The 25,321-nt window shown below is 38.7% G+C and carries 27 protein-coding genes and 1 pseudogene; 25 read left to right on the forward strand and 3 right to left on the reverse strand.

The window, feature by feature from the left end; all coding sequences use genetic code 11:
- The first annotated feature begins 54 nt into the window (after window positions 1-54).
- Window positions 55-1,161: a response regulator aspartate phosphatase gene (locus M654_RS11895; RefSeq protein WP_026587118.1), complete on the forward strand. Its 1,107-nt coding sequence runs from the start codon at window positions 55-57 to the stop codon at window positions 1,159-1,161.
- Complete coding sequence (locus tag M654_RS24125; RefSeq protein WP_268884326.1) at window positions 1,158-1,286, forward strand: hypothetical protein; 129 nt, start codon at window positions 1,158-1,160, stop codon at window positions 1,284-1,286. The genes M654_RS11895 and M654_RS24125 overlap by 4 nt, the downstream gene beginning before the upstream one ends.
- 825 nt (window positions 1,287-2,111) lie before the next feature.
- Here the strand turns inward: M654_RS24125 and M654_RS24370 are convergent.
- Window positions 2,112-2,201 carry a phage holin gene (locus M654_RS24370; protein ID WP_081692837.1) on the reverse strand — a complete coding sequence of 30 codons (90 nt, stop codon included), beginning with the start codon at window positions 2,199-2,201 and terminating at the stop codon, window positions 2,112-2,114.
- Window positions 2,202-3,032: 831 nt separating this feature from the next.
- Between M654_RS24370 and M654_RS24375 the strand changes: the two are divergent.
- The 9 genes and pseudogenes from M654_RS24375 to M654_RS11940 all read left to right on the forward strand — a co-directional run.
- Window positions 3,033-3,626: pseudogene (locus M654_RS24375) on the forward strand (HNH/ENDO VII family nuclease); the annotation flags it as partial.
- A gap of 8 nt (window positions 3,627-3,634) precedes the next feature.
- Window positions 3,635-4,084, forward strand: a complete 450-nt coding sequence (locus tag M654_RS11910; protein WP_026587119.1) for an SMI1/KNR4 family protein — start codon at window positions 3,635-3,637, stop codon at window positions 4,082-4,084.
- Window positions 4,085-4,200: 116 nt separating this feature from the next.
- Window positions 4,201-4,398: a hypothetical protein gene (locus tag M654_RS24380; protein ID WP_409445117.1), complete on the forward strand. Its 198-nt coding sequence runs from the start codon at window positions 4,201-4,203 to the stop codon at window positions 4,396-4,398.
- A 151-nt stretch (window positions 4,399-4,549) separates the two neighbouring features.
- Window positions 4,550-4,729 carry a Rok-like winged helix domain-containing protein gene (locus M654_RS24385; RefSeq protein WP_442858865.1) on the forward strand — a complete coding sequence of 60 codons (180 nt, stop codon included), beginning with the start codon at window positions 4,550-4,552 and terminating at the stop codon, window positions 4,727-4,729.
- A gap of 78 nt (window positions 4,730-4,807) precedes the next feature.
- On the forward strand, window positions 4,808-5,134 hold the full coding sequence (locus M654_RS11920) for a YhjD family protein (RefSeq protein ID WP_026587120.1): 327 nt from the start codon (window positions 4,808-4,810) through the stop codon (window positions 5,132-5,134).
- Between the two features lie 166 nt (window positions 5,135-5,300).
- The gene (locus tag M654_RS11925; protein ID WP_026587121.1) at window positions 5,301-6,431 is read left to right on the forward strand and encodes a response regulator aspartate phosphatase; all 1,131 of its coding nucleotides are present in this window, start codon (window positions 5,301-5,303) and stop codon (window positions 6,429-6,431) included.
- A 654-nt stretch (window positions 6,432-7,085) separates the two neighbouring features.
- A complete protein-coding gene (locus M654_RS11930) occupies window positions 7,086-7,292 on the forward strand; it encodes a hypothetical protein (protein WP_026587122.1) in 207 nt (68 codons plus the stop codon).
- A gap of 182 nt (window positions 7,293-7,474) precedes the next feature.
- The gene (locus M654_RS11935; protein ID WP_026587123.1) at window positions 7,475-8,512 is read left to right on the forward strand and encodes a pre-toxin TG domain-containing protein; all 1,038 of its coding nucleotides are present in this window, start codon (window positions 7,475-7,477) and stop codon (window positions 8,510-8,512) included.
- A 16-nt stretch (window positions 8,513-8,528) separates the two neighbouring features.
- Window positions 8,529-9,074, forward strand: a complete 546-nt coding sequence (locus M654_RS11940) for a hypothetical protein (RefSeq protein WP_026587124.1) — start codon at window positions 8,529-8,531, stop codon at window positions 9,072-9,074.
- Between the two features lie 999 nt (window positions 9,075-10,073).
- Here the strand turns inward: M654_RS11940 and M654_RS11945 are convergent.
- Window positions 10,074-11,021: an urea transporter gene (locus M654_RS11945; RefSeq protein ID WP_051290369.1), complete on the reverse strand. Its 948-nt coding sequence runs from the start codon at window positions 11,019-11,021 to the stop codon at window positions 10,074-10,076.
- Between the two features lie 371 nt (window positions 11,022-11,392).
- Between M654_RS11945 and M654_RS11950 the strand changes: the two genes are divergently transcribed.
- The 14 genes from M654_RS11950 (at window position 11,393) to glnA (ending at window position 24,046) form a co-directional block, all read left to right on the forward strand.
- Window positions 11,393-11,695 (forward strand): urease subunit gamma, encoded by a 303-nt coding sequence (locus M654_RS11950; RefSeq protein WP_026587126.1) that lies wholly within the window; start codon window positions 11,393-11,395, stop codon window positions 11,693-11,695.
- 21 nt (window positions 11,696-11,716) lie between these two features.
- A complete protein-coding gene (gene ureB / locus M654_RS11955; RefSeq protein ID WP_026587127.1) occupies window positions 11,717-12,043 on the forward strand; it encodes an urease subunit beta in 327 nt (108 codons plus the stop codon).
- On the forward strand, window positions 12,040-13,752 hold the full coding sequence (gene ureC / locus M654_RS11960) for an urease subunit alpha (RefSeq protein ID WP_026587128.1): 1,713 nt from the start codon (window positions 12,040-12,042) through the stop codon (window positions 13,750-13,752). The genes ureB and ureC overlap by 4 nt, the downstream gene beginning before the upstream one ends.
- Before the next feature lie 10 nt (window positions 13,753-13,762).
- Complete coding sequence (ureE, locus tag M654_RS11965; protein ID WP_026587129.1) at window positions 13,763-14,218, forward strand: urease accessory protein UreE; 456 nt, start codon at window positions 13,763-13,765, stop codon at window positions 14,216-14,218.
- Window positions 14,211-14,894, forward strand: coding sequence for an urease accessory protein UreF (locus tag M654_RS11970; RefSeq protein ID WP_026587130.1), 684 nt, complete (start codon window positions 14,211-14,213; stop codon window positions 14,892-14,894). The genes ureE and M654_RS11970 overlap by 8 nt, the downstream gene beginning before the upstream one ends.
- Before the next feature lie 21 nt (window positions 14,895-14,915).
- Window positions 14,916-15,527, forward strand: a complete 612-nt coding sequence (gene ureG, locus M654_RS11975) for an urease accessory protein UreG (RefSeq protein WP_026587131.1) — start codon at window positions 14,916-14,918, stop codon at window positions 15,525-15,527.
- Between the two features lies 1 nt (window position 15,528).
- A complete protein-coding gene (locus M654_RS11980) occupies window positions 15,529-16,353 on the forward strand; it encodes an urease accessory protein UreD (protein WP_026587132.1) in 825 nt (274 codons plus the stop codon).
- A 49-nt stretch (window positions 16,354-16,402) separates the two neighbouring features.
- Window positions 16,403-17,089 (forward strand): urease accessory protein UreH domain-containing protein, encoded by a 687-nt coding sequence (locus tag M654_RS11985; protein WP_026587133.1) that lies wholly within the window; start codon window positions 16,403-16,405, stop codon window positions 17,087-17,089.
- Between the two features lie 35 nt (window positions 17,090-17,124).
- The gene (locus M654_RS11990; RefSeq protein WP_077736779.1) at window positions 17,125-17,730 is read left to right on the forward strand and encodes a PadR family transcriptional regulator; all 606 of its coding nucleotides are present in this window, start codon (window positions 17,125-17,127) and stop codon (window positions 17,728-17,730) included.
- Window positions 17,731-18,530: 800 nt separating this feature from the next.
- On the forward strand, window positions 18,531-19,496 hold the full coding sequence (gene spoVK, locus M654_RS12000) for a stage V sporulation protein K (RefSeq protein ID WP_035428089.1): 966 nt from the start codon (window positions 18,531-18,533) through the stop codon (window positions 19,494-19,496).
- Between the two features lie 103 nt (window positions 19,497-19,599).
- Window positions 19,600-20,862 carry a GTPase HflX gene (gene hflX, locus M654_RS12005; RefSeq protein ID WP_026587136.1) on the forward strand — a complete coding sequence of 421 codons (1,263 nt, stop codon included), beginning with the start codon at window positions 19,600-19,602 and terminating at the stop codon, window positions 20,860-20,862.
- Window positions 20,863-20,880: 18 nt separating this feature from the next.
- A complete protein-coding gene (locus M654_RS12010) occupies window positions 20,881-22,146 on the forward strand; it encodes a methionine gamma-lyase family protein (RefSeq protein ID WP_026587137.1) in 1,266 nt (421 codons plus the stop codon).
- A 101-nt stretch (window positions 22,147-22,247) separates the two neighbouring features.
- Window positions 22,248-22,655: a MerR family transcriptional regulator gene (locus M654_RS12015; RefSeq protein ID WP_026587138.1), complete on the forward strand. Its 408-nt coding sequence runs from the start codon at window positions 22,248-22,250 to the stop codon at window positions 22,653-22,655.
- 56 nt (window positions 22,656-22,711) lie between these two features.
- Window positions 22,712-24,046 carry a type I glutamate--ammonia ligase gene (gene glnA / locus M654_RS12020; RefSeq protein WP_026587139.1) on the forward strand — a complete coding sequence of 445 codons (1,335 nt, stop codon included), beginning with the start codon at window positions 22,712-22,714 and terminating at the stop codon, window positions 24,044-24,046.
- A gap of 118 nt (window positions 24,047-24,164) precedes the next feature.
- On the opposite strand, the gene M654_RS12025 is transcribed toward glnA, so the two are convergent.
- Window positions 24,165-25,310 (reverse strand): site-specific integrase, encoded by a 1,146-nt coding sequence (locus M654_RS12025; RefSeq protein ID WP_026587140.1) that lies wholly within the window; start codon window positions 25,308-25,310, stop codon window positions 24,165-24,167.
- Window positions 25,311-25,321 lie beyond the last annotated feature (11 nt).

Genomic DNA, 25,321 nt, shown 5'->3' on the forward strand with positions numbered 1-25,321 from the left:
TACAGGTGGTTATAAAACTTAATTTGTTATTTTAGAGAAAGGATGAGAGGGGTTTTGACAACGATTAAAATTGCATTTGAAGAAGTAGCCAATAAGATTAACCAATGGTATACGATGATTAAAAAACGTGAAGTTGAAGATGCCATTCAATTGAAAGATGAAATTGATTACATATTGGATGATATGGAGGAGAATCAAAATTTGCTCCTTTATTATAACCTCTTAGATGCACGTCACAGGATGTCAGTAGACATGTTTAAGTCATCAGGGGAAATTCTTGAGAGAATTCAGAAAAGTCCAGAAATGCAGAAAACAGACGATATGCTGCAATATTATTTTTTATTTTTCTCAGGTCAATACATGTTTTTCAAAAAGAAATACATAGAGGCAATTAATTATTACAAATTAGCTGAAGACAAACTTATAAAAATTGAAGATGAAATTGAAAAAGCAGAGTTTTATTATCATCTAGCTATATCATATTATCACATCGATCAATATTTCTTTTCATTGGCTTACGCTGAAAAAGCTCTAGATATTTTTAGGGAATTTGAAGATTATGCACATCGGTCAATTAGCAGTGAAATGATTTTGGGTGCAAATAAACTTGATCTATTCCGTTATGAGTCCGCTTATGAACATTATAACAATGCTTTGGAATTTGCAAAGACCATACAGATTCCTGAGTCAGAAGGAAAGGCATATCATAATCTAGGGATTCTTTATATAAGAAGAAACATGTTATCCGAAGCGGAAGACTGTTTTAAAAATGCTTTACAAATTCAAGAATATATCCAAAGCATAAATGGACTTAAATCAATCTATAATCTAACTCATGTCTTGTATAAATCGGGACATATCGAAGAAGCAAGGGAATGGTATGACAAAGGATTAAAACGTGCAGAAAAAGAAGGAGATAAGGAATATTTGGCGAAACTTACACTTGTTAACACCTTATACGATGAGTACAATGAAAGTGTGTTAACGAATTCCCTTGACATTTTAGAAAAGTTGGATTTGTGGAACGATGTAGCAGAATTAACACTTGAGGTGGGATGCTACTTCAAAAAATCCGATGATATCAAGAATGCAGCAAAATATCTTGAAAAGTGTATTCACGCAAGGGATCAAATTCTAAAAGTGACGGAGGAATTAAAATGAAAAAGACAATTGCCATTGCTTCTACAGTCATTTTAGCTGGTTTGGTTGCATTCGGAGTGTCTACTGGGAAAATAGAAATTCAACAAGGTGAGCATGTTCAAGTCGCTGAAAAAGCTGTCTTCTGATGCGTGTTTCAATTAAAGACTTGATTAAACAGTCCTTTTAAGGACTAAATAAACATTTTGAAGAAGCAATAAAGGATAGGCTACCTCCTGCGAGGGATAGCCTATTTTTTTATGAGTGAATTGCATTAACTGTTTCATGGATTTTCATTTGTCATGCCGACTAATGAAAGGACACCACTGAAGATTAATATGACGAATGATTATATTCAATTTATCTTCTCCGGTGTTAATTTGTACTTCTGTAACGTTTGATGGGTACGGGGAGTATGTAATAATGGTTTTCAGATAAAAATCATCCTTAAATATTTGATAAATGAAAAAGTAGTATAATTGACACCGCTCCAAAAGGAACTAAAGGTGGTCAATCGAAGGATATGTATATTTAGGTTATTATATTATGATTTGTATATAAATAAATTAAGAAATGAATATGTAAAAGGGGTTCCTTTGGTTATTTATATGCCATAGTTGGAAGCCGATCGACAACATGAAAGTCTATAGACAATAATATATTAGAAAGGAAGATTAATATTAGGTTATTTTTATCAGTAGTTTTTGCGGGGATTGCTGTATTAATAATGACTGTGTTTATTGAATATTTTTTCAATAATATATCGCTAGGTACTAAGCTTATACTCAATGTTGCATCGGCTATTGTGGGATGTGTTTTGGGAATGTTAATAACAAAAAAGCGAAGTTAAATTATGTTCTAAAAGACCATAAAGACAAACTAAAGAAACAAACATGAAAGAGGCCGTATGATAAAGTTCGGTCTCTTTCTTATCTCTATAAATTTGTGGAGAGTAAGTTTACCCTCTTGCCTCATCATATTCCATTGCTTGATCGCTGTCTGTCAGAGATGCCTTTAGTTGTTGGATCGACAACAATACCCAATACAACCAACAATTCTAGCATTGCATTGAACTTTTCAGTTATTCCAGCACTAAATGCTCATATCCAAAAGCTCCAGAAATAGCTTGAACAAACAAAAGTGTTGCAGAGAAAATTACATCGACACTTTTTTCTATTCCACTTCTTTTCCGTTAAGTGGTAAACGCACAACCGATCAACTTCAATGCAAAAGCATATTACGACACAAAAGTATTCAAGTATAAAGATGAAATACATAAGAAAACAGAGGAATACCTTACAATTAAAAAAGAAGAAGCTGAAAAACGCAGGATTGAAGAGTTAAAAGAAAAGCTTGCCAAAGTATCTGATCCTGATGAATATCTTGAAATGGCCAAAGAGATTGGGTATGACAATCTAGACTCAGAGCAGAAACAATATGTTCAGGCACTGCAGAAGATGAAGCGTGATGAGTTCTTTGATCCAATTGGATTTCTTGGGGGAGTAAAAGATAATCTAGTCGATGCGGGCATTGGGTTGTGGGACGCTGCAACCCACCCGAAGGAAACACTGGAGGGCATCGGCCATGTGATCATCCACCCCGTAGATACCTTTAACATCATAAAAAAGGATATTGAAGAATCCTTCGAGCGGGATGTGATCCATGGTGATGCCTACAGCAGAAGCCATTGGTTCGGCTATGCCCTTACAACGGTGGGAACATCGCTAGTAGGCTCAAAAGGTGCAGACAAATTAAGCAAAGTCTCGAAAGCCGGAAAAATCGGAAAAGCTGGAGCTAAAGTAAAGGCAGTTACAAAGAAAGCCACAAGCAAAACGATGAAGGTTTCAAAGGAAGCTTTAGAAAAAAGCGTAGCGTCTTTCAAACAATCGATGCAAAGAGTCGCTTCAAAAATAAAAGGGATTCAAATACACAACCCTTTTGAGCCGCAAGTTGAATTTGCGGGCATAGGGAAAGTTCCATATAATGTACTCAATGGTGAGAAGATAAAAGAAAAGTTTATTCAGTTTGCAAAGAAAGTTTCTGATCTAAGCAGAAAACCGTTTACAGGAAAAAACATAAATCTTCCTTGGTTGAACAAAGAAAGATATGGAGTTACAGAAGTTAAGGGGCATGTAAAGGTTAAAGGAAAAACTAAGGATGTTGGTCGAAGAGTTTATACATGGAATGATATTGATATAAATCAAAAAAATGAGTTTGGTGTTACAAATCTTGAACTCATGAAAAAGGGGAGTGCTCCTTATGCAAAGGATGGTACTCAAATCAACCTTCATCATTTAATTCAAGAAGAAAAAGGAACAATGATAGAGATTCCAAATAGTTTGCACAGAAAATATTATAAAGTAATCCATGGACTAAAAGGAAAAGGAGAAAGTTTCAGAAATGACCCTGAATTGAAAGCTCAATATAACTCTTTTCGAGGTCGCTATTGGAAGTGGAGAGCCGAAGAAATTGAGAAACAGATGAGGTGAATAATTTTATGAATCTCTCAAAAGTTAGAGAATTTATTGAAGAGAATAAACATGAGGCAATATTTACTGGTGGTACAAATGAAAATAATATAAAGTGGATCGAAGAAACACTTCAAGTTGAATTGCCAGAGAGTTATAAATGGTTTTTAAGAAATTATGGTGCGGGTGGTATGTTTGGCGTTTTAATTTTAGGATATAATATTGACTCCGTTACAGTTGTTAACAAAACTGTAGAGTACAGAGAAGATTACAACTTAACAGAAGGCTTAGTGGTCATAGAAGATATTGACTTCTTTGCTTATTGTTTAGATACAAACAAGATGGAAAATGGAGAATGTCCAGTATTTATATGGGATCGAGAAAATGGATATGAAAATGTTGTAGCCGGCAGTTTTATTGAATATTTTTATGATAAGCTTAAACGAATGAAAGAGAACTGGGAAGAAGATGAAGAGTAATCAGATTAGCCTCATCCTTATTAAGGGTGAGGTTTTTCTGGGATTTTTTATATGGAAAAAATTATATAAAAGCCCTATAAACTATAATAAAATAATGTTTTTTAGAAGATGGGGTTATGTTTACTGAAAGGGAAGCATTACGTTTAAGGCTTGAGCAAGTTAATGATGCTGAGATTAATTTGCTGCGTCAACTTCGGGAAGAGCGCAATGAAATTTATTCTAAGCTGCGCGAATTAGATAATCAAAACAATCTAGACGAAGTAACCGATTCAGACATGATCCACAAAAAATCCTTATTTAGAATTAGCCAATGAAACGGCAAAGTCCTTTGAGAAAAACAAACCAGAGAAAACAAATCCGCTAGTTGTATCATCCTCAAACCCTAGAAGAAAACCTAAGCCTGGGACGAAAACACATAGACTTCGTGAGACAGCATTAAAGGTTTTAAGGGATCACAAAGGTGAAATACGGGGATATGAGCTTCAAAAAGAAATTGAAAAAGAAACAGGGATGTCGATTCGTAATATGACGACATTTATGCAAGGATTATTGAAGTATCATCCTGAAGTTGAAAAGACATACCGAGGTCGCTATGTTATTAGAAAAGAAAAAGACAATAACAATAATGAAAGTCCTTCTGAATGAGGGCTTTTTTGTTTAGGAACTGATTTAATGATGTATAATAAATAGGGAACGTACGTTTGATTTTAAGGTGTTGAGAATATGAAGCCTGTTATTTCTAGGGAACTTGAGAATGCAATACATGAAAAGATCATTATTGATCTATGTATCCATGTAATACAGACAAAGTTGAAGAAAGCTGAAGATAAAGACAAAAAACTTGTTGAATATTACGAGGATAAGCTAAAGAAGCTCTTTTCAACAAGAAAACAATTGAATGACTATCTAAGGAAGAAAAACACAAAAATTCAAGAAGTGGTCATATGTGATGACATGTTTGTGGAGTATCCATACTATATTAAAACTAAAGAAGGGGGGATTAAAGAGGGGGGTACAAGGTATTGGAAAGCTGCATTAAAACTTCATTAAAACTTCATTAAAACTTCATATGAAAAGGGTCTATAGGATAGGCTTCTCCCTCATTTTTCATTCATTGTATTATGAAAATTTTCTAACAAATCTTTTCCGTTACATTCCTTCTTTATGCTATAATTCTTAATTATTGGAAAGATTGAAGAGGGAAGGGGTTTGTAACTTGTCTAATGAAAGTGTGATACCGTATGATCTAGTTGCAACGAAAATGAATCAATGGTATACAGCTTTGAAAAATAATTGGTCAGCTATTGCTGAAAGGGTAAAGGAAGAAGTTAAGCAGGAGTTAGAGCGAATGGAAGAAAACCAAGATGCACTGGTGTATTACTCGCTATTGGTGTTCCGTCATGAGCTAATGCTTGATTATCTTTATCCTGATACTGATAGAGACATAGAAAAGCATTACAAAGAATTAAAAGAGAATGTGGGCAGCAAAAATTTAAACGGAATGCTGGAATATTACTATCATTACTTTATGGGGATGTATTATTTTAGACAAAAAGAGCTGTCATACTCTTTGAATTTTTATAGACTTGCAGAAAAAGCTCTTGATTCAATTGAAGGGGTCGAAATTGAAAAAGCTGATTTTTATTTTAAAATGGCTGAAATTCATTATCATATGAAGCAGACTTATCTTTCAATGAATTATGCAAGTCGTGCTTATAAAATATTCCGTAGATACCCTACATATGGCGTTCAACGAGTCCATTGTCAATTTGTAATTGCAGGGAACTGGCTAGACAACATGAGAAGCGAAGAAGCATTAAAAAACGCATTTCAGGCATTAAAGGAATCTAAAGAATTGAATGTTGATTATTTAATTGGCTCATCGCACTTCAACGTGGGGATATGTTATAATCAACTTGAAGAACTTGGTGAGGCGGAGAAACATTTCCAACAAGCTCTTGAATTTTATAGACGTGGAAAACATAGCTATGAACCAAAGGCGTTGTTTAATTTATCACTTGTTAAAGCCAGACAAAATGACTTAGTTGCAGCTTCTCAATTGTACAAAGAAGGGAACGAACTGGCAAAACAATATGAAAACAATGAAATTATCGAAAAATTTAAAATGGTTAAAGGGCTGTACCTGTCAAATGATTTAGACATGGTTAAAGAAACATTCCAGTTCTTCGAAAAAACAAAAATGTACCCCGATATGGAGTGGTACAGTATATTGGTGGCAGAACTGCTTTCAAGTAGAGAGAAATATGAGGAAGCAGGTGAATACTACCGTAAAGCCATTGCAGCTAGGAGACAAATTCAAAGAGGTGAGCTGTTAAATGAAATCTAAATTGTTGATTTGTGCAGTTTTATTGTTAAGTGTTGCAGGGATAGTTGGGACTTCTTATCTTCAAACACAAAACAATAACATTAAAGTGGCCGAGAGAATGGCAACTTAATTAAGCGAAACTTATTTTTGACAATGTAAGAGAAATTTAAAAATAAAATACGTTGATAATAGATCAGTCAAAATAGGCTGATCTATTTTTGGTTGGGTTCTACATGTGTATAGTGGTACTCAGTATGTTTTTTTCAAGGGAGGTTACATCCTATTATAAGATCAATTAAGTTTACTTAAACAGTATTCTTAATTGATGATTAGTCTTAGATAGAGGTTGCCTATCAGCAAATGAGAGTGAGTAGGGGGATTCGGTGGAATAAGACACAGTAACCCTAGATTTCTCTGAAAAAGTCCTTGCTATGCAGATTAATCTCTATTTGAACAAAGAATTAAATATGAAATGTAGATCAGTTAATTTCTTCGTCAGATGGGTCTTTTTTATTTAGAAGTAAGGGGGAGAAAGAACTTTTTTATACAATTCAAGTGAAAGATAAATTTTTCCTTTAATATCAATTTATATACCTGTATAATTTCCTGGTGAATTTTTTTAAAGGAGGATAGTATTGTATTTTTGAAACATATTTTACTAAGGAGAGAGCATTTTTGAAGAAGATACTTAGTGTTTTATTTGTAATCACATTTTTATTCACGACCATTTCAACAACTTTTACAATGCCAGAAAGAGCATTTGCAGCGTCAGGAAGTAGTCTAAATGAGTCTCAATTGAAAAAAATTCAAAAAGAAATAGAGATCTTGAAATTATTAAAAAAAGAATACGATTCACTTGATAAGCAAAAAAAGCCCTTTTAAAGAAAAAGTTAAAAAGGCTAGCTGCTCTAGTAGATATTAAACTTAAGGCATTACATAAAAAAATTAAGAAAAAAGAAAAAGAAATAATAAAAGAGATAGAGACTAAAGTTATTCCCGCTATAAACAAAGCATTATGGATTTATAAACAAACAATAGAAATACTCGATGGCGTGAATGAAATAATGGAGCAAATGATAGAAGCCGAGAACCAAATGATCAAAGGCTTAGATCAAATGAATGCTGCTGTAGATGGAATGAATAAAGAAATGGACAATGTTATTCATTCGATGAATGAAGTTAACAAAGCAATGGATGAATGTAATAAAGCCTTAGATGTCATGATAGAAACAACGAATGAAATGACAAAAGAGGTTAACGATGCAACCGCCAATGCGAACCAAATGATTAGGGGTATTAACCAGGCCAATAAGGGTATGGAGCAATTAAATAAGTCAACTGACAAACTTAATAAAGCTATTAAAAAAACCAATAGAGCTTTTGGTAATTATGATAAAAAATCAAATAAAGTTAAAAATAAAAAGATTACAAAGAAGCAAGCAGAGAAAATAAAAAAGCAAAAAGAACAGTTAAAAAGAGCCCAAAACAAAGTTGATAATGCTAGCCAAAATTTAAAGAAGAATGAGAAGACTTTAAATGAGGGAGCTCTTGGTTTATCAATTTTACTTGATTTAACCCCAGTGGTTTCTAATATAAAAGGTGGGGCGGAGTTTGTTATTGGAGAAGACCTAGTTACTCATGAGCGCCTCTCTGATTACGAAAGAACACTTGCTGGAATAAGTGTGCTTACATCAGGCACCTTCAAGCTTGCAAGTAAGGCAATGGGTATGTCTTCAAAAACTGCTAAGACTGCAAAAATTGTTGAGGATGGTGCTAAAAGCGGAAAAGCAGGTTTTGATGTAGCTTCCTTTGAAAAAAAGATAGCTAAAATGAATTTAAATGAAAAAATTCCATTGGTTAGAACGACTGCTGCTGATTTTGCTAAGCAAAGAAATTGGAAAAAGGATTCGAAATTAACTAAAATTAATAAAAGAGATGTGTATTTGGATTCGAAAACAGGCACATACTATGCAGTAGATACCCAACATGGTAGATTTGAAGTTGTTAATAAAAGAGGAAAACATCAAGGAGAAGTGGACTTTAACTTAAACGAAACTAAACCAGCTGACAAATCGGGACGTCATGATTTAAAAATGAAATAAGGAAGTGAAAATTAGAATGAATGATCTAGTTAGCGAAACTATAGAAAAATACTACAGAAACAATAACGAATCAGATTATCTTACTAAATGCCGCGAGCAGTTTTTAATACCAGAAATAATAAAAAAATTTTCCGACAATAATAATATGATAATCACCAATGTGAATTTTGGTGAAATATGGCCGTCGTCAAAATTAATATTTGAGTATGAAGACTACATAAAAGGAGAATTTGAAGTTACTTATAGTACCACTTTAATGCTATCTAAGCTTGCTCCTTTATTTTATCTTCAGCACGAATTTCAAGTTGAAAACAGAGATGCGAATAGAACTGTCCCAACTCTTGAGGGTTTTGATACTCAACCTTATAATACTAAACAACAAGAATTTGAAGATTGTGTGAAAGAATATTTTTCAAAGAAAGAGTTCATTGAATTATCCTATTCGGAGATGAATGAAGTTGTATGCGGGCTGGATTTTAAAAAAGATGTCGCGTTTTTTGGATCACAAGTTACAGTGGAGAGTGCATTGTTTTTTGATCTACTAGAAATTTGTCCAGACTAAAATACAGCTATCTTTTGTTATTCGAGATAAATAAGTAAAAATTAAAGGTGAATAAAATATGGAAAAGAAATGCTACATGATTCACTTGAGTTTTACCAGCAGAGTAGTGGGCAAGAAGGCAAATACAAAGGAGTAGGAAAGTACATGAAAGCTAATGTGCTCTATTCTGCTATTGGGTGCAGTTGGTTTAGTGGGCACTTCCTACGATCAATCAACAAATAGAACATATCATGTTGCTGACAGGATAGCAATTTGAATCTGAGACTGTTATATGAAAATATATAAGAACCTTTAGAAGAGACCAGTTCGTGAAACACTCCATGAGTTTATGGCTGGTCTTTTTTTGCATCTATTGTAATAAACTACAGTTTTTCAGAATATTGACTAGAAGCAGGAAAGCCCGCTTGTGACGAAAAGTATACTGTGATTACAGTCAATTCCCAATATTCATAATAGAAGGTCCTTGCTTTACTCAATCATACGAAACGTAGATCAGCCAATTTCTCACTTTATTTTCTTTCATTTAAGCTCCTCTCGATGGTTTATTTCCACCATTGCCAAACTAAACTGCAGCAGGTTACGAGGTAACTCATACATCTACATTTCAGCGATCCTCAGAATATTCAATGCGTTAATATGGATTTATCATTACTCCAATCAGTGCTGTAACAGAATCACGAAAATAAAATATGAATTTCTTTTTATGCAACAATTAAAAAAGCCCAGACTTTTGTGAAGTGCCCACTGGGTTCAGGCATTTCTCTGCTTCCCTATAGTGATAAAGGGAGATTGTCAACTTTTTGTATGAAAGATACATATTCATGAACAATAATTTATCCCTAAACTCTTACTATAGTGAAACATCTTGATTTCTTCCAGAACTTTTTGCGTAACTTCTTGTCGCGATTCTTTGATTCTGTCTATATACAAATGATTCATTTTCGTCGCTAAGTTAATTGCAGAAAAAATTGATTGATCTTACATTATCAATTGGCAATGCTACAAGTTTGGCAGAACCTTTCTTGCACCCAGAAACAGCCAGGAGCAAAGAACAAACGGCATTGTTAGGGCAGGGAGTCCATATGGCAAAAGATACGTGCTGAGGCCTGCTGTGATAGGCACTGTCAGACAAGCTGAAATGATCCCTGATAAAAATGCAAACCGGTTATGTTCACTTTTAAAAACAGAAGATACGGCCAGAATAGTTAAAATTGCGTTATACCCGTAAAGACCCAATGTGATGAGAGAATGCTCCCCTCCTAAAAGGAATGCAATGATGATAGCAACTGCATTTCCGATAACTGTATATAGTCCTAGTTTTCTTCCTGCCCAACATACGGCGAGGAATACTAAAATCCCAGATACTGTGTTACTAAGAAAAAATACTTGTCCAATTCCATGAAAGACCCCGTCTATTAAATTGACTTCACCTGCTGTCTTTAGTTCCCAGTGTGTTAAATCCTGAGGTACCAGGGCAGAACTTAATCTAATCCCTTTTAATTTGTATGAAGCTAATAATATAAACCATGTCAGGATAACAAAGGGGAATGTAAGAATTGGAACTTCGGTTCTTTTCGTAAAATGCATCATGGCGGCTGTGAAGATGGCTGCTGCGGCTGCCCCAATTAAAGCGATAAGCCACATGTAAGGGCCAGTTAAGAATGATGCCAATGCCATTCCAGTTAACACAGAATTATATCCTAACAAACCCTGATTTATATTCTTTTCATCTGCCGCCCCCAATTTCCCTGCTAAGGTGCCGATAATAGCGGACAACAGAGCAATTATGCCTAAATAATAAGAAGAAACAGTGATGGCTATCAGAATTAGAAAGCCGGTCATTACATTCTCAATCAGGATGACTTGAGAGATGCCTTTGAGAGAAGCTGTTATTAAAGGGAAAAACACCCCCTCGCTTAATAAATGATGCTTGTTTTTTTGCATCATGTATCATCTCCTTCTTTTCAACTTAAATATCTACAGTATATCATATGTAAATTTTTAAATATATAAATTGACATATATGTAAGAAATGATATACTCATTTCAAATGGAAGCGGGGAATCAAGTATATTTTCAGTTTGAATAACAGGTGGCCAATCTTATCCTGTATTTGTGAAGGTAAATCCAATGGTTTCCAGCATGGTTTTTTGGCAGTTGTCTCTTTGCACAACAGGCAGGAAACACTTGATTTTTAGGCGCTGTCAGGTCGGAATGTTCATGAATTGGCTCCCCCTATAAGAAAAAAGGAGAGAATAATCCCCGTTTGTTCATTTTGATTTAACAGACTTTTTTTGCCGAAAAAGGGAGGTTTCATGATGCAACTATTACCGCGTGAGGTAGACAAACTTATGATTGTTGTTGCTGCAGATCTTGCGAAGCGACGTAAAGAACGAGGATTGAAATTGAACCACCCGGAAGCAGTAGCGCTTATAACGTATGAAGTGTTGGAGGGAGCACGGGATGGAAAAACAGTTGCGGAGCTGATGGAATATGGAACAACCATTTTGTCGAGGGAAGATGTAATGGAAGGTATTCCGGAAATGATTGAAGATATCCAGGTAGAAGCTACATTTCCAGACGGCACAAAGCTTGTAACAGTACATAGTCCGATTAAATAAAATGGATAGGGGGCTGTTCAAATGCAACCGGGACAACTATTTTTGAAAGAAAAAGATATCATTTGTAATGTCGGAAGAACGGCGTCTAAATTGACTGTAACGAATACAGGTGACCGCCCAGTTCAAGTAGGTTCACATTTTCATTTTTATGAAGTGAATGAAGCGCTTCAATTCAAACGAGAAGAAGCGTTTGGGAAGCGACTCAACATTCCGGCAGGAGCAGCTGTGCGTTTTGAGCCCGGTGATGAAAAAGAAGTGGAATTAGTGCCTTACGCCGGCGAACGTCGGGTATATGGATTTAATAATAAAGTGGACGGACCATTAGAAAAAGAGGGGAACCAATCATGAGTTTCAAGATGCCAAGAAAGCAATACGCTGAAATGTACGGCCCGACGACAGGGGATTCTATTCGTCTGGCAGATACAGATTTGCTCATTCAAATTGAGAAAGACTACACAACATATGGCGATGAAGTTGTATTCGGCGGCGGTAAAGTTATTCGTGATGGAATGGGACAACACCCTCTAGCTACACGTGGGGAGGGAATAGCAGATGTTGTCATGACGAATGCTGTTATCTTAGATTACACTGGTATTTATAAAGCAGACATTGGAATTCGTGATGGCAAAATTGCTGGAATCGGAAAAGCGGGTAATCCGCTAATCATGGACAATGTGGATATTGTGATTGGCGCCGGTACAGAAATTATTGCTGCTGAAGGTATGATCGTCACTCCAGGTGGAATTGACACTCACGTCCATTTTATTAATCCGGAGCAAATCAGAACAGCAATAGCTTCAGGTCTTACCACTCTAATTGGAGGAGGAACAGGACCTGCTGCAGGATCAAAGGCTACTACAGTTACACCGGGTGAGTGGCATATGCACCGAATGCTTGAAGCGGCAGAAGGCATGCCGATTAATGTCGGGTTTACAGGAAAAGGGCAAGCTGCTTCAGAAGAACCGCTTGTAGAGCAAATACGCGCTGGTGCCATTGGACTGAAAGTTCATGAGGACTGGGGCGCTACAGCTTCAGCTATCGACCATGCCCTAAGTGTGGCTGACAAATATGATGTACAGGTTGCCCTTCATGCGGATACATTAAATGAAGGCGGATTTATGGAAAATACAATGGCAGCTATTAAAAATCGCGTCATTCACATGTACCATACAGAGGGTGCAGGGGGAGGACATGCCCCTGATTTAATTAAATCGGCCAGCTTTAACAATGTTCTGCCATCATCTACGAACCCGACATTACCTTATACAGTCAATACAGTAGACGAGCACTTAGATATGTTAATGGTCTGTCACCATTTGAATCCATCTATTCCAGAAGATTTGGCGTTTGCTGACTCACGTATCAGACGTGAAACGATTGCAGCTGAGGATATTCTCCAGGATATGGGTGTATTCAGTATGACTAGTTCGGATGCCCAAGCGATGGGACGGATTGGAGAAGTCATTTTACGTACATGGCAAGTAGCCGATAAGATGAAAAAACAAAGAGGAACAATCGTGGGCGACAATGAGTTTTCGGACAACAACCGCGTGAAACGTTATATTGCCAAATATACCATTAATCCTGCCATTACTCATGGTATTTCCGAATATGTCGGTTCTATCGAGATAGGGAAAATGGCCGATCTCGTTGTTTGGAATCCAGCATTTTTCGGCGTGAAGCCTGAAATGGTGATGAAAAGCGGCTTTGTTGCAGAGAGCTTAATGGGAGATGCTAACGCCTCTATCCCGACACCGCAGCCGGTTATTTACCGTCCGATGTATGGACAATATGGCAGCGCGCTGTCCAGCACTTCCATTACGTTTATTTCTCAGGCAGCTTTCGATGACAAAGTGCATGAGAAGCTTGGATTGCAAAAAATCATTCTTCCGGTTCGGGGCATTCGCAATTTAACGAAAAAAGATATGAAGCTGAATTGCGAAACTCCTGAAATAACGGTCGATCCACAAACATATGAAGTAAAAGTAAATGGCCAATTCATTACATGTGACCCTGTTGATGAGGTGCCAATGGGTCAACGATATTTCCTATTCTGAGGTGAGAGTCATGATAATTGAACAAATCGTAACAAATATTGAAAACATGGAAAAGGAGGAAATTGAAAAACGCCATATTGAAAAAGTGTACCTCGAAAGTGCTAATTTAGTAAAACGAATCCAACGGGTGAAAACAGATCATGGCAATGAAATTGGAATACGTTTAAAAGAACCGCGTGACCTTGTCGCTGGTGATGTTTTGTATATGAATGATAAAAATATGATCGTTATCGATGTACTATCCGATGATTTATTAGTCATCAAACCGCGCACCTTGAATGAAATGGGAACAATCGCTCATCAATTAGGAAACCGCCACCTGCCGGCGCAGTTTGAAGAGGACGAAATGCTTGTTCAATATGATTATCTTGTAGAAGAATTACTTCAAGACCTGCAGATTCCTTATAAACGTGAAGACCGAAAAGTAAAACAGGCCTTTCGCCATATCGGCCATAGCCATGAATAATATTCTATCTTTACTCCAACTATGCGATTCAAATTTTCCTATAGGGGCTTTCAGTCATTCGTATGGTCTTGAGACCTATATCCAAGAAGATAAAGTCCATGATCAGGCAACGTTCGTACAATGGCTTCATACGTATGTAAACGAGCAGCTCATCTATTCAGATGGGATTGCTTCTCGCCTTGTATATGAAGCGTTAGAGAAGGAAGATTTACAAACAGTATGGAAATTAGATCGTATGTTGACTGTTCAAAATTTGCCGCGTGAAACAAGAGAAGGAACCCAAAGGATGGGTGAACGGATGTTAAATCTTATTGAATCCCTATATGATATACCAATTCTTTTAACATATCGGGAGCGTATAGATCAAAAGCAATCGTTTGGACATCCTTCCATTGTATTTACGATTGTAGGTCATCATCTTGGTGTCCCTTCATCAACGACTACTTTGTACTATTTGTATTCTGCAGTTTCAAATCTTGTGCAAAATGCGGTACGGGCTGTCCCTCTGGGGCAAGTGGCAGGTCAAAAGACAATTCAAGAATTTCAGACTGTCTTAATCGAAGCAACAGAAAAAATTGAAAATTTAAATGAAGAGGAATTTGGGATTGTTTCCCCCAGTTTAGAATTATCTCAGATGATGCACGAACGTGTAAATATTCGTATTTTCATGTCTTAATAAAAAAAGGAAGTGTTCGTTATGAATCCAGTTAAGATCGGTGTAGGAGGACCTGTAGGAGCAGGGAAAACAATGTTAGTCGAAAAATTAACCCGACATTTACAAGCTGAAATGAGTATGGCAGTTGTGACAAACGACATTTATACAAAAGAAGATGCCAAGTTTTTAATGAACAACGGGGTGCTTCCCGCAGATCGCATTATAGGTGTGGAAACAGGCGGCTGCCCTCATACGGCAATTCGCGAAGACGCTTCAATGAACTTTGCGGCCATTGATGAGCTGGTCAAGAAGAATCCAGACGTTGAACTCATTTTCGTTGAAAGCGGCGGGGATAATCTGGCAGCTACCTTCAGCCCTGAACTTGTTGACTTTTCAATCTATATTATTGATGTTGCCCAAGGGGAGAAAATACCGCGTAAAGGCGGGCAAGGAATGATTAAATCCGATTTATTTATCATCAATAAAACAGATTTGGCGCCTTTCGTTGGTGCAAACCTGGATGTTATGGCATCTGATACGAAGGTTTTCCGCGGAGACAAGCCATTCGCTTTTACAAATTTAAAAACGAATGAAGGTCTTGATCAAGTCATTGACTGGATTAAGAAAAATGCACTGTTAAAAGGACTGGAGTAAGATGGGGGACTGGACAGGCGTTTTGCGTTTGGGCGCTGAAGAAAAAAATGGAAAGACCATTGCGAAAAATGTGTATTTTCAGGGGGCGTATAAAGTCATGCGTCCTATTTATCATGATGAATCAGGACAAGCCTGTTATTACATTTTAAATCCTGGCGGCGGTTATCTAGACGGTGATCGCTATCAAATGAAGATTTCACTGGAGAAACAAGCAAGATTAACATTAACAACCCAATCGGCAACTAAAATATATAAGACACCTCATACACATGCATATCAGGAAACCGAATTTAACCTGAGGGAAGGCAGTTATCTGGAGTACATTCCCGATCCGCTTATCGGCTATCAAGATGCACGGTATAAACAAAAAAATGTGGTGTATATTGAAAAAGGATGTACACTCCTTTATTCAGATATTGTGACTCCTGGATGGTCTCCCAGCGGAGAAAAATTCACCTATGATATGCTTCAATTCATTAATGAAATCTATTTGGAAAATGAGCTGGCAGTCTATGACCATATCAAACTATGCCCGGCTAAACAAAATATCGATCGTCTCGGTTTAATGGAAGGCTATTCTCATTTAGGTTCCATGATTGTGATCAACGAAAAGGTAGATCACGACCTTCTTGATCGGTTATATCAGGCCGTTGATACTCAGACAAAAGCATACAAAATAGGCTTATCTTTATTGCCTATCCCCGGGTTTTCCGTACGGGTATTAGCAAATCAAACACAGGTCATCGAAAGTCTATTTTCCGAAATTCATTATATCCTCAACCAAGAATGGTTTAACAAAACCCCGAGTTTTTTAAGAAAATATTAACGGTTAAAAAAACAGCAACACATTCAAGATAAAAAGGAGCTGCATTTTTATGGAAGGTACATTATTTTCAGTTTTAATGTTGGCTTTAATTTTTGGAATCAAGCATGCAATTGAACCTGACCATGTTATTGCGGTATCGACAATTGCAAGTCAAAGTAAAAAGTTATGGCAAGCTTCTTTAGCAGGCATATTTTGGGGGATAGGTCATACGGCAACATTATTTATAGTTGGAATCATTGTTATTGTAATGAAGGGTCAAATATCAGAAGAGTGGTCGATGTCCTTAGAATTTTTAGTAGGAATTATGCTTGTTTATTTAGGGGTTAAAACGATTCTTTCTTTCAAGAATAACCATGTACATACGCATCAACATCTCCACTCCCATCAAAGCGGCGGTGACCATAAGCACCGCCATAAAAAGGTCACATACTTAAGATCGACATTCATCGGTTTAGTTCATGGTCTTGCAGGAAGTGGAGCTATGGTCTTATTAACGATGAGTACTGTAAAGAATGTGGAGGAAGCAGCCCTATATATTCTTATATTCGGTGCAGGAACAGTTATTGGTATGCTTTTTTTTACAACAATCATTGGAATTCCTTTTGTGCTGAGTAAGAAGCGGGGAGCAATCAGTGGAACACTAGGGATGACGACAGGTGTAATAAGTGCTGTTTTTGGTGTATACTACATGTATAACTTGGGTATTAATGAGGGTTTATTTAACCTTTGGATTTAAAAATAGTATAAAGTAACCGCCATTTAAAGATTGAGGTGAATGATATAACTACTTTAGGATATGCCATTCTGAGTGTTCTCGGCAGAAAACCTTGTTCCGGATATGAGTTAGTTCAGTACCTGGAGGCAGTGTGGCCAGCAAAACATAGTCAAATATATCCTATGCTAAATAAAATGGAGCAAGAGGAACTTCTTGAATATGAGCATGTAGAACAAATAGGGAAACCTGATAAAAAAATATATTCAATTACAGAAAAAGGGAAAGAAGCGTTGGAAGGTTGGATCGCCGTATCTCCTTCAGATCCCATAAATAGGGACGAATTTCTGATTAAAGTATATTCGATTTGGTTGTTGGAAGAGGAAGATTCTCTAAAATTGATTCAGGATCGAATCGGAAATTTAGAAAAAACAATGGATACCCAATTAAAAAAAATGGCGGAGCTGGAAAAAAGCAAGGAAGCAGAAAGCATGTCAAAAAACTTTGGCCGTTATATCTTGATTGATCGCAAATTCAGACTGGCCAAAGAGGAAAAAACATGGTGTCAAAAGGTTTTAAATCTAATAAAAGATAAGAAATTCAATTTTCCCTTTCTGTGTTATGTCAGTGTAGAAGGAATAAAGGGAGCGTCTATACTTATCTAGACAGAAAAACGAATGTCACGTACATAAGATAAGGAGCCACAAATATAACACAGGGAGAAAACCGCATATTAGCACTATGCGTTCAAAAACGAAACATGTCATTATTGTTAAACAAACGAGGGAACTGCCCCATAAGATAAGACAAATAAAAAACACCTTCAAGTTTGAAATCGGATAGGCTTGGGGGTGTTTTTTCTATGGGATCAAGAGTGGGTTATCCGTAGAAAACAGAAGGCTGTAAAAATGAGATTAGCAAGCATGCCTATGAAAGAGATCGTGCACGAATTGAAAATCAAGAATAAGACGCAGATTCAGACAAAGGTCAGCCTGTTGGAAAACAATACACGATGAAAGCAAATTTAAAAAGCTGTTCGTGCTAATGAAACAAACCAATGATTATTTGAGAAAACAAAAGTGAATTTCTTTTTATTCAAATCAAAAAGCACAGATTTTGTGAAGATCCCGCTGTGAAACAGGGGAGAGCTGAGCAGCGGCCGCAGCACATCTTCAGACTGACTGTTCCATTCCCCTAAGGACCTCATCAATCATCATTTTCTTCTGATTTACCATGTCACCCCCGTTAAGCAATTACCGAAAAGGCAAACAGAAATAAAAAATTGGTTTGTCCGCACAGCTTACCTGAATACAATAAGAAATAAAGTATTTCTCGGGAAAGCGCAGGTTTCAACAAGACCTGACCCGTTCTTGTCAAAAAGCATCGGATTGTGCAGTCATGTGGGCGTCTGTCACGGCTTAAGCGCGCCATGAATAGGATATAAAGAGAGAATGGTGAGGTGAGTGTGTTGGAAAGGGCTGTTACTTATAAAAACAACGGACAAATCAATATCATACTGAACGGTCAAAAGCAGGTTTTGGCCAATTCAGAGGCTGAAGCCGAATATCAGGCGGCACTGCAAAAAAATGAAGCCAAGCACAGCATTCTGAAGGAAATTGAAAGGGAAATGAACACGCTGGTCGGAATGGAGGAAATGAAGCGCAATATCAAAGAAATCTACGCCTGGATTTTCGTCAATAAAAAGCGCGAAGAACAAGGCCTTAAGGCCGGAAAACAGGCGCTTCACATGATGTTCAAAGGAAATCCGGGAACCGGAAAAACGACCGTCGCCAGGCTGATCGGCAGGCTTTTTTACGAAATGAATGTTCTCTCAAAAGGCCATCTGATCGAGGCGGAGCGCGCCGATCTCGTCGGTGAGTACATCGGCCATACGGCGCAAAAAACGAGGGATTTAATCAAAAAAGCGATGGGCGGAATCCTGTTCATCGATGAAGCCTATTCCCTTGCCAGAGGCGGAGAAAAAGACTTCGGCAAGGAGGCAATCGATACATTAGTCAAACATATGGAGGATAAGCGCAATGAATTTATTTTAATCCTCGCCGGCTATTCACGGGAAATGGATCATTTTCTTTCGTTAAATCCCGGCCTGCAGTCCAGATTTCCGATCAGCATCGATTTTCCCGACTACTCCGTTAGCCAGCTGATGGATATTGCGAAACGGATGATGGCGGAAAGGGAATACCAGTTCAGCCCTGAAGCCGAATGGAAGCTGAAAGACCATTTGATGGCCGTCAAAAGCACGGTCAGCCCGGCCAAGTTCAGCAACGGCCGCTACGTCCGCAACTTAATCGAAAAATCGATTCGTTCGCAGGCGATGAGACTCTTGATGGGAGACTGCTACTTGAAGAATGATTTGATGACCATCAAAAGCCAGGATCTTGATGTGAAAGAAGACGCGCCACACGTATGATGGGGCGTCTTTTTTTATTTTCAAGGATTTCTGGCAAGTGCTCCCTCCGTTTGTTATGATAGTACTGCTTGCCTGACTATTGTTTAGAAAGGAACATGATCATTTGAATAAACAGGAAGTCATAAAAGAAAAAGTGATATTGGTTGGATGCCAGCTGCCGCATGTAACCGACGAGCGTTTTTCATATTCGATGGAAGAGCTCGCCGCTTTGACGAAAACCGCTGACGGAACGGTTGTTTCCACTGTGACACAGAAGCGGAACCGTGCGGACAGCGCTACATATATCGGAAAAGGAAAAGTAGATGAACTGGCGGTGCTTTGCGAAGAGTTAACGCCTGATGTGCTGATTTTCAACGACGAGCTATCGCCGAGTCAGCTGAAAGCGCTTGTTACTTATCTTGACGTGAAAATCATTGACCGGACGCAATTGATCCTCGACATTTTCGCGAAACGGGCGCGGACGCGGGAAGGGAAGCTGCAAGTCGAGCTGGCCCAGCTGCAATATGCACTCCCGCGCTTAAGCGGACAAGGGATTAACCTGTCGAGACAAGGAGGCGGAATCGGAACGAGAGGCCCCGGGGAAACAAAGCTTGAAAGCGACCGGCGCCACATTAGAAACCGGATACATGAAATCAATGTACAGCTTTCGGCCGTTATTCGCCATCGAAACAGATACAGAGAAAGAAGAAAGAAAAACGGCGTCTTGCAAATTGCCCTTGTCGGCTATACGAATGCGGGAAAATCCACATGGTTCAACCGCCTGACAGACGCGGACAGCTATGAAGAAAATCTTCTGTTTGCCACGCTTGATCCGATGACCCGCAAAATGACGCTGCCGAGCGGCTACAGTGTGCTGTTATCCGATACGGTCGGATTTATCCAGGATCTGCCGACGACTTTAATTGCGGCATTCAGATCGACTTTGGAGGAAGTGAAGGAGGCTGATTTGATCCTGCACATGATCGATTCCTCACATGAAGATTATGCGGGGCACGAAGCCACTGTCAAGCGCCTTCTCGAAGAGCTGGAGGCCGATGATATTCCCGTGTTGACAGTCTACAACAAACGGGATCAAAAGAGGGCCGATTTCATCCCATCAGCAGGAAGGGAGCATATCATGACAAGCGCCAAAATAGACGGAGACCTGCTTTTATTTAAGCAGGCAGTCGAAGAATATATCAAACACGAGCTGCTTGTACCATTCGAGGTGGAAATTCCCGCTTCAGATGGAAGGCTTTTATCAAGAGTCAAATCCGAAACCATGACGAAAAGCAGTGTGTTTAATGAAGATCGGGAAGCATATGAGGTGAAAGGGTACATCATGCCCGAACAGAACATATTGGGAGAACTGAAGAAGTTTATGTAGGAAAGGATACTTGTAAGAATGTTTGAGACATTAAAGCATGGAGATTTATTAAAAAAAACGGCATTTGAAACAGAACACGACATCCGAGACATTCATAGAAAAATTGATGAAGTCAGTGAACGAAATGAATGGAAGGTGCTTGAAAGCTACCGCAAGCATAAAGTTTCAGACACTCATTTCACACCTTCGACAGGGTATGGCTATGATGATATCGGCAGGGATACGCTTGAGGCGATTTACGCAGATGTCTTCGGCGGTGAAGCCGGTCTAGTCAGGCCGCAGATCATCTCGGGAACACACGCGATTTCAATCTCATTATTCGGCGTTCTCCGGCCGGGTGACGAACTTCTCTATATCACAGGGAAACCGTACGATACACTTGAAGAAATCATCGGTGTCAGAGGTGAAGAAAACGCAGGTTCTTTAAAGGATTTTAACATTCACTACAGCGATGTCGCCTTGACTGAAGAAGGAACAGTTGATTTCGAACGGGTTGCGTCTTCCATCACTCCGCGGACAAAGGTGGTCGGCATCCAGCGTTCCAAAGGGTATGCCAACCGTCCTTCTTTTACAATAGATGAGATTGAAAACATGATTCGGTTTGTTAAGGAAATCAATGAAAACATCATCGTTTTCGTAGACAACTGCTACGGAGAGTTTGTTGAAGAACGCGAGCCCTGCCATGTCGGCGCCGACCTGATGGCTGGATCACTCATTAAAAATCCTGGCGGCGGACTGGCGAAAACTGGAGGCTATATCGTCGGAAAAGAAGAATGGGTGAAAGCTTGCTCCTACCGGATGACATCACCGGGCATCGGCAGGGAAGCAGGCGCATCCCTTTATTCCCTTCAGGAGATGTATCAAGGTTTCTTCCTGGCGCCGCATGTCGTAGCACAGGCATTAAAAGGGGCTGTTTTCACGGCGCGGTTTCTAGAGAAGCTGGGCTTTCGTCCGAACCCTTCATGGGACAGCAGACGCACCGATTTGATTCAGTCTGTCGAGTTCTCCGGCTCCGAGCAGATGATCGCTTTTTGCCAGGCGATCCAGTACGCTTCTCCGGTCAATTCCCATGTGACGCCTTACCCAAGCTATATGCCGGGCTATGAAGACGACGTCATTATGGCTGCCGGTACATTCGTCCAAGGGGCGAGCATTGAATTATCAGCTGATGGCCCTATAAGACCGCCTTATGTAGCTTATGTACAAGGCGGATTAACCTATGCCCATGTGAAAAATGCGATCATCAGCGCGGCCGATGCATTGATGGAACGGCAATTAATTTAGAAAAAGAAATTAAAAAACGATGTAAAGAATCCTCACATCATGTTGACACATTTTATAACATAACATATAATAAATTTATATAAGAAAAGGAGGAAATTGAGATGAGTGATAAAATTCGCCGCTCAATGCCCTTATTTCCAATAGGAATCGTCATGCAGCTGACCGAATTGTCAGCAAGGCAAATTCGCTATTATGAGGAAAATGGACTGGTATTTCCTGCGAGAAGCGAGGGGAACAGACGGCTGTTTTCGTTCCATGATGTCGATAAGCTGCTTGAGATTAAAGACTTGATTGAACAAGGTGTAAACATGGCGGGAATTAAACAAATTTTCGCGAAGTCAGAACAAGAACAAAAAGAAGAGAAACAAGACAAACCGAAAAAGGCCGAGAAACACAACCTGTCAGATGAAGAGCTGAGAAAGCTGCTGAAAAACGAGCTCATTCAAGCAGGCCGTTTCCAAAGAGGGACAACATTCCGCCAGGGAGACATGTCCAGGTTTTTTCATTAATTGGTTAGCAACTGCATTGCTATATACATTTACCTTTTAGAGGAGGAGTTTTACGAATGGCAAAGTATACAAGAGACGACATTGTTAAACTAGTAAACGAGGAGAATGTCAAATACATCCGCCTTCAGTTTACAGACATTCTTGGAACGATTAAAAACGTTGAAATTCCTGTGAGCCAGCTGGAAAAAGCACTTGATAATAAAGTCATGTTTGACGGCTCTTCAATCGAAGGCTTCGTCCGCATTGAAGAATCAGATATGTACCTATACCCTGACTTAGATACATTTGTCATTTTCCCATGGACAGCCGAAAAAGGTAAAGTAGCCCGTTTCATCTGCGACATCTACAATCCGGACGGCACACCGTTCGAAGGTGACCCGCGCAACAACTTGAAACGCATCTTGAAAGAAATGGAAGACATGGGCTTCTCTGATTTCAATCTTGGACCTGAACCGGAATTCTTCCTGTTCAAGCTTGACGAAAAAGGCGAGCCGACGCTTGAGCTGAACGACAAAGGCGGATACTTTGACCTTGCGCCGACCGATCTTGGCGAAAACTGCCGCCGCGACATCGTTCTTGAACTTGAAGAAATGGGCTTTGAAATCGAAGCGTCTCACCACGAAGTTGCACCTGGACAGCACGAAATCGATTTTAAATACGCCGGAGCGATCCGCGCTTGTGACGACATTCAAACGTTTAAACTCGTTGTCAAAACAATCGCGCGTAAACACGGCCTGCACGCAACATTTATGCCAAAACCATTATTCGGTGTGAACGGATCAGGGATGCACTGCAATCTATCACTCTTCAAAAACGGCGCCAACGCGTTCTTTGACCAAGACGCCGATCTTCAATTGAGTGAAACAGCGAAACAATTTATCGCAGGCATCGTGAAACACGCTACAAGCTTTACTGCCGTGACGAACCCGACGGTCAACTCTTACAAACGTCTTGTTCCAGGCTATGAAGCACCTTGCTATGTCGCATGGAGCGCGCAAAACAGAAGCCCGCTTATCCGCATCCCGGCTTCCCGCGGCATCAGCACGCGTGTAGAAGTAAGAAGCGTTGATCCTTCTGCAAACCCGTACCTTGCACTCAGCGTACTGCTAGCAGCAGGCCTTGACGGCATCAAAAACAAACTGGACGCGCCGGCTCCGATCGACCGCAACATCTATGTGATGACGAAAGAAGAGCGCCTCGAAAACGGAATCGTCGACCTTCCGGCAACTCTTTCAGACGCCCTGGAAGAATTCAAATCAAACGAAGTCATGGTCAAAGCCCTCGGCGACCACCTTTTCGAACACTTCGTCGAAGCAAAAGAAATCGAATGGGATATGTTCCGCACACAAGTTCATCCTTGGGAGCGCGAGCAGTACATGTCTCAGTATTAATTTAGGAATCCCTTGGCACCAGTGGTGTCAGGGGGTTTTTATTTTTGTGGGTATTTTTAATATTTTAAGATGGAACAATAATCACCCACAAATCACCCACAAAAAATCAATAAAAAAATTACTCCATTATCGTGGAGATATACTCTTCATATCTATTCATCGAATCCATGTCAATCTTTTTGCTGACATGAGAATAAATATCGGATGTTACTTGAATACTTTTGTGGCCGAGGCGCTCCTGAACATATTTCATAGATGCCCCGGATTCTAAAAGTAAAACAGCATGAGTGTCCCGAAGGGCATGAATGGGCAATTTGGGTAGACCTGCTTTTTTTAGTATACGTTCAAACGCATTGAATAAAGATGATTTAGGCAGGGGAGATCCATCTTTCCGCGCAAACACTAAGTTTAATTCATGAAGGTAAACTTCATTAAGAACGAGCTTATCGTCATTTTGACGTTTTTTTAAATCGTGTAGATCATTAACCAATTGTTGATCAATAGTTATAATTCGCTTTGATGTAAAAGTTTTCGGGTCACTAAATAATTCATTCTGATTTTTCGCCCTAAAATCAAGAGTTTTAGATATATTAATAGTTTTATTCTTAAAATCAATATCTGTCCACCGTAAAGCCGCAGCTTCACCTTTTCGCATTCCAGTGTTTAGTAACGTCTTGAAGAAAATATAATATATATATCCGTATTGATAAGCTGTACGTAAAAAAAGCGGTAGATCATCACTGTTAATGAATTCAATATTATACTCTCTTTTTTTGTTAGTTTTAATCTCTATACCAACACATGGATTTTTTTCGATTTTGCCAAGCAATACTGCTTTTTCCATTGCATTACTCATGGTACTATGGATAATTTCCACTGTGCGTTTACTATAATTTTGATCACAAAGGTAGTTAATAAATTTTTGATATAAGATAGGTTTTACTTCTTTAATATCGATGTTTTTGAAATACGGAATAATGTGATTATTAACATTTCTTTTATGTAATTCAAATGTATTCTTGCGTACTACCCCGGATTTATATTCTTTCAACCACTCATGAAGATAATTTTTAAGGGAGTAGGGGTGATCATCCAACTCTAATCCATTAAAAATTTTCTTTTCTTCTTCAGCAGCGGCCAATTGAGCTTCTTTCTTTGTATTAAAACCACGTTTTGATTTTTCCTTAAACTTCTTGTCGATTGGATCTTTATACCGGATGCGATATTCCCATGAGCCATTTCCGTGCTTTCTAAAACTGGCCATCTTTTTTCACC

Source organism: Bacillus sp. NSP9.1, from assembly GCF_000465465.2.
Lineage (GTDB): Bacteria > Bacillota > Bacilli > Bacillales > Bacillaceae > Bacillus > Bacillus sonorensis_A.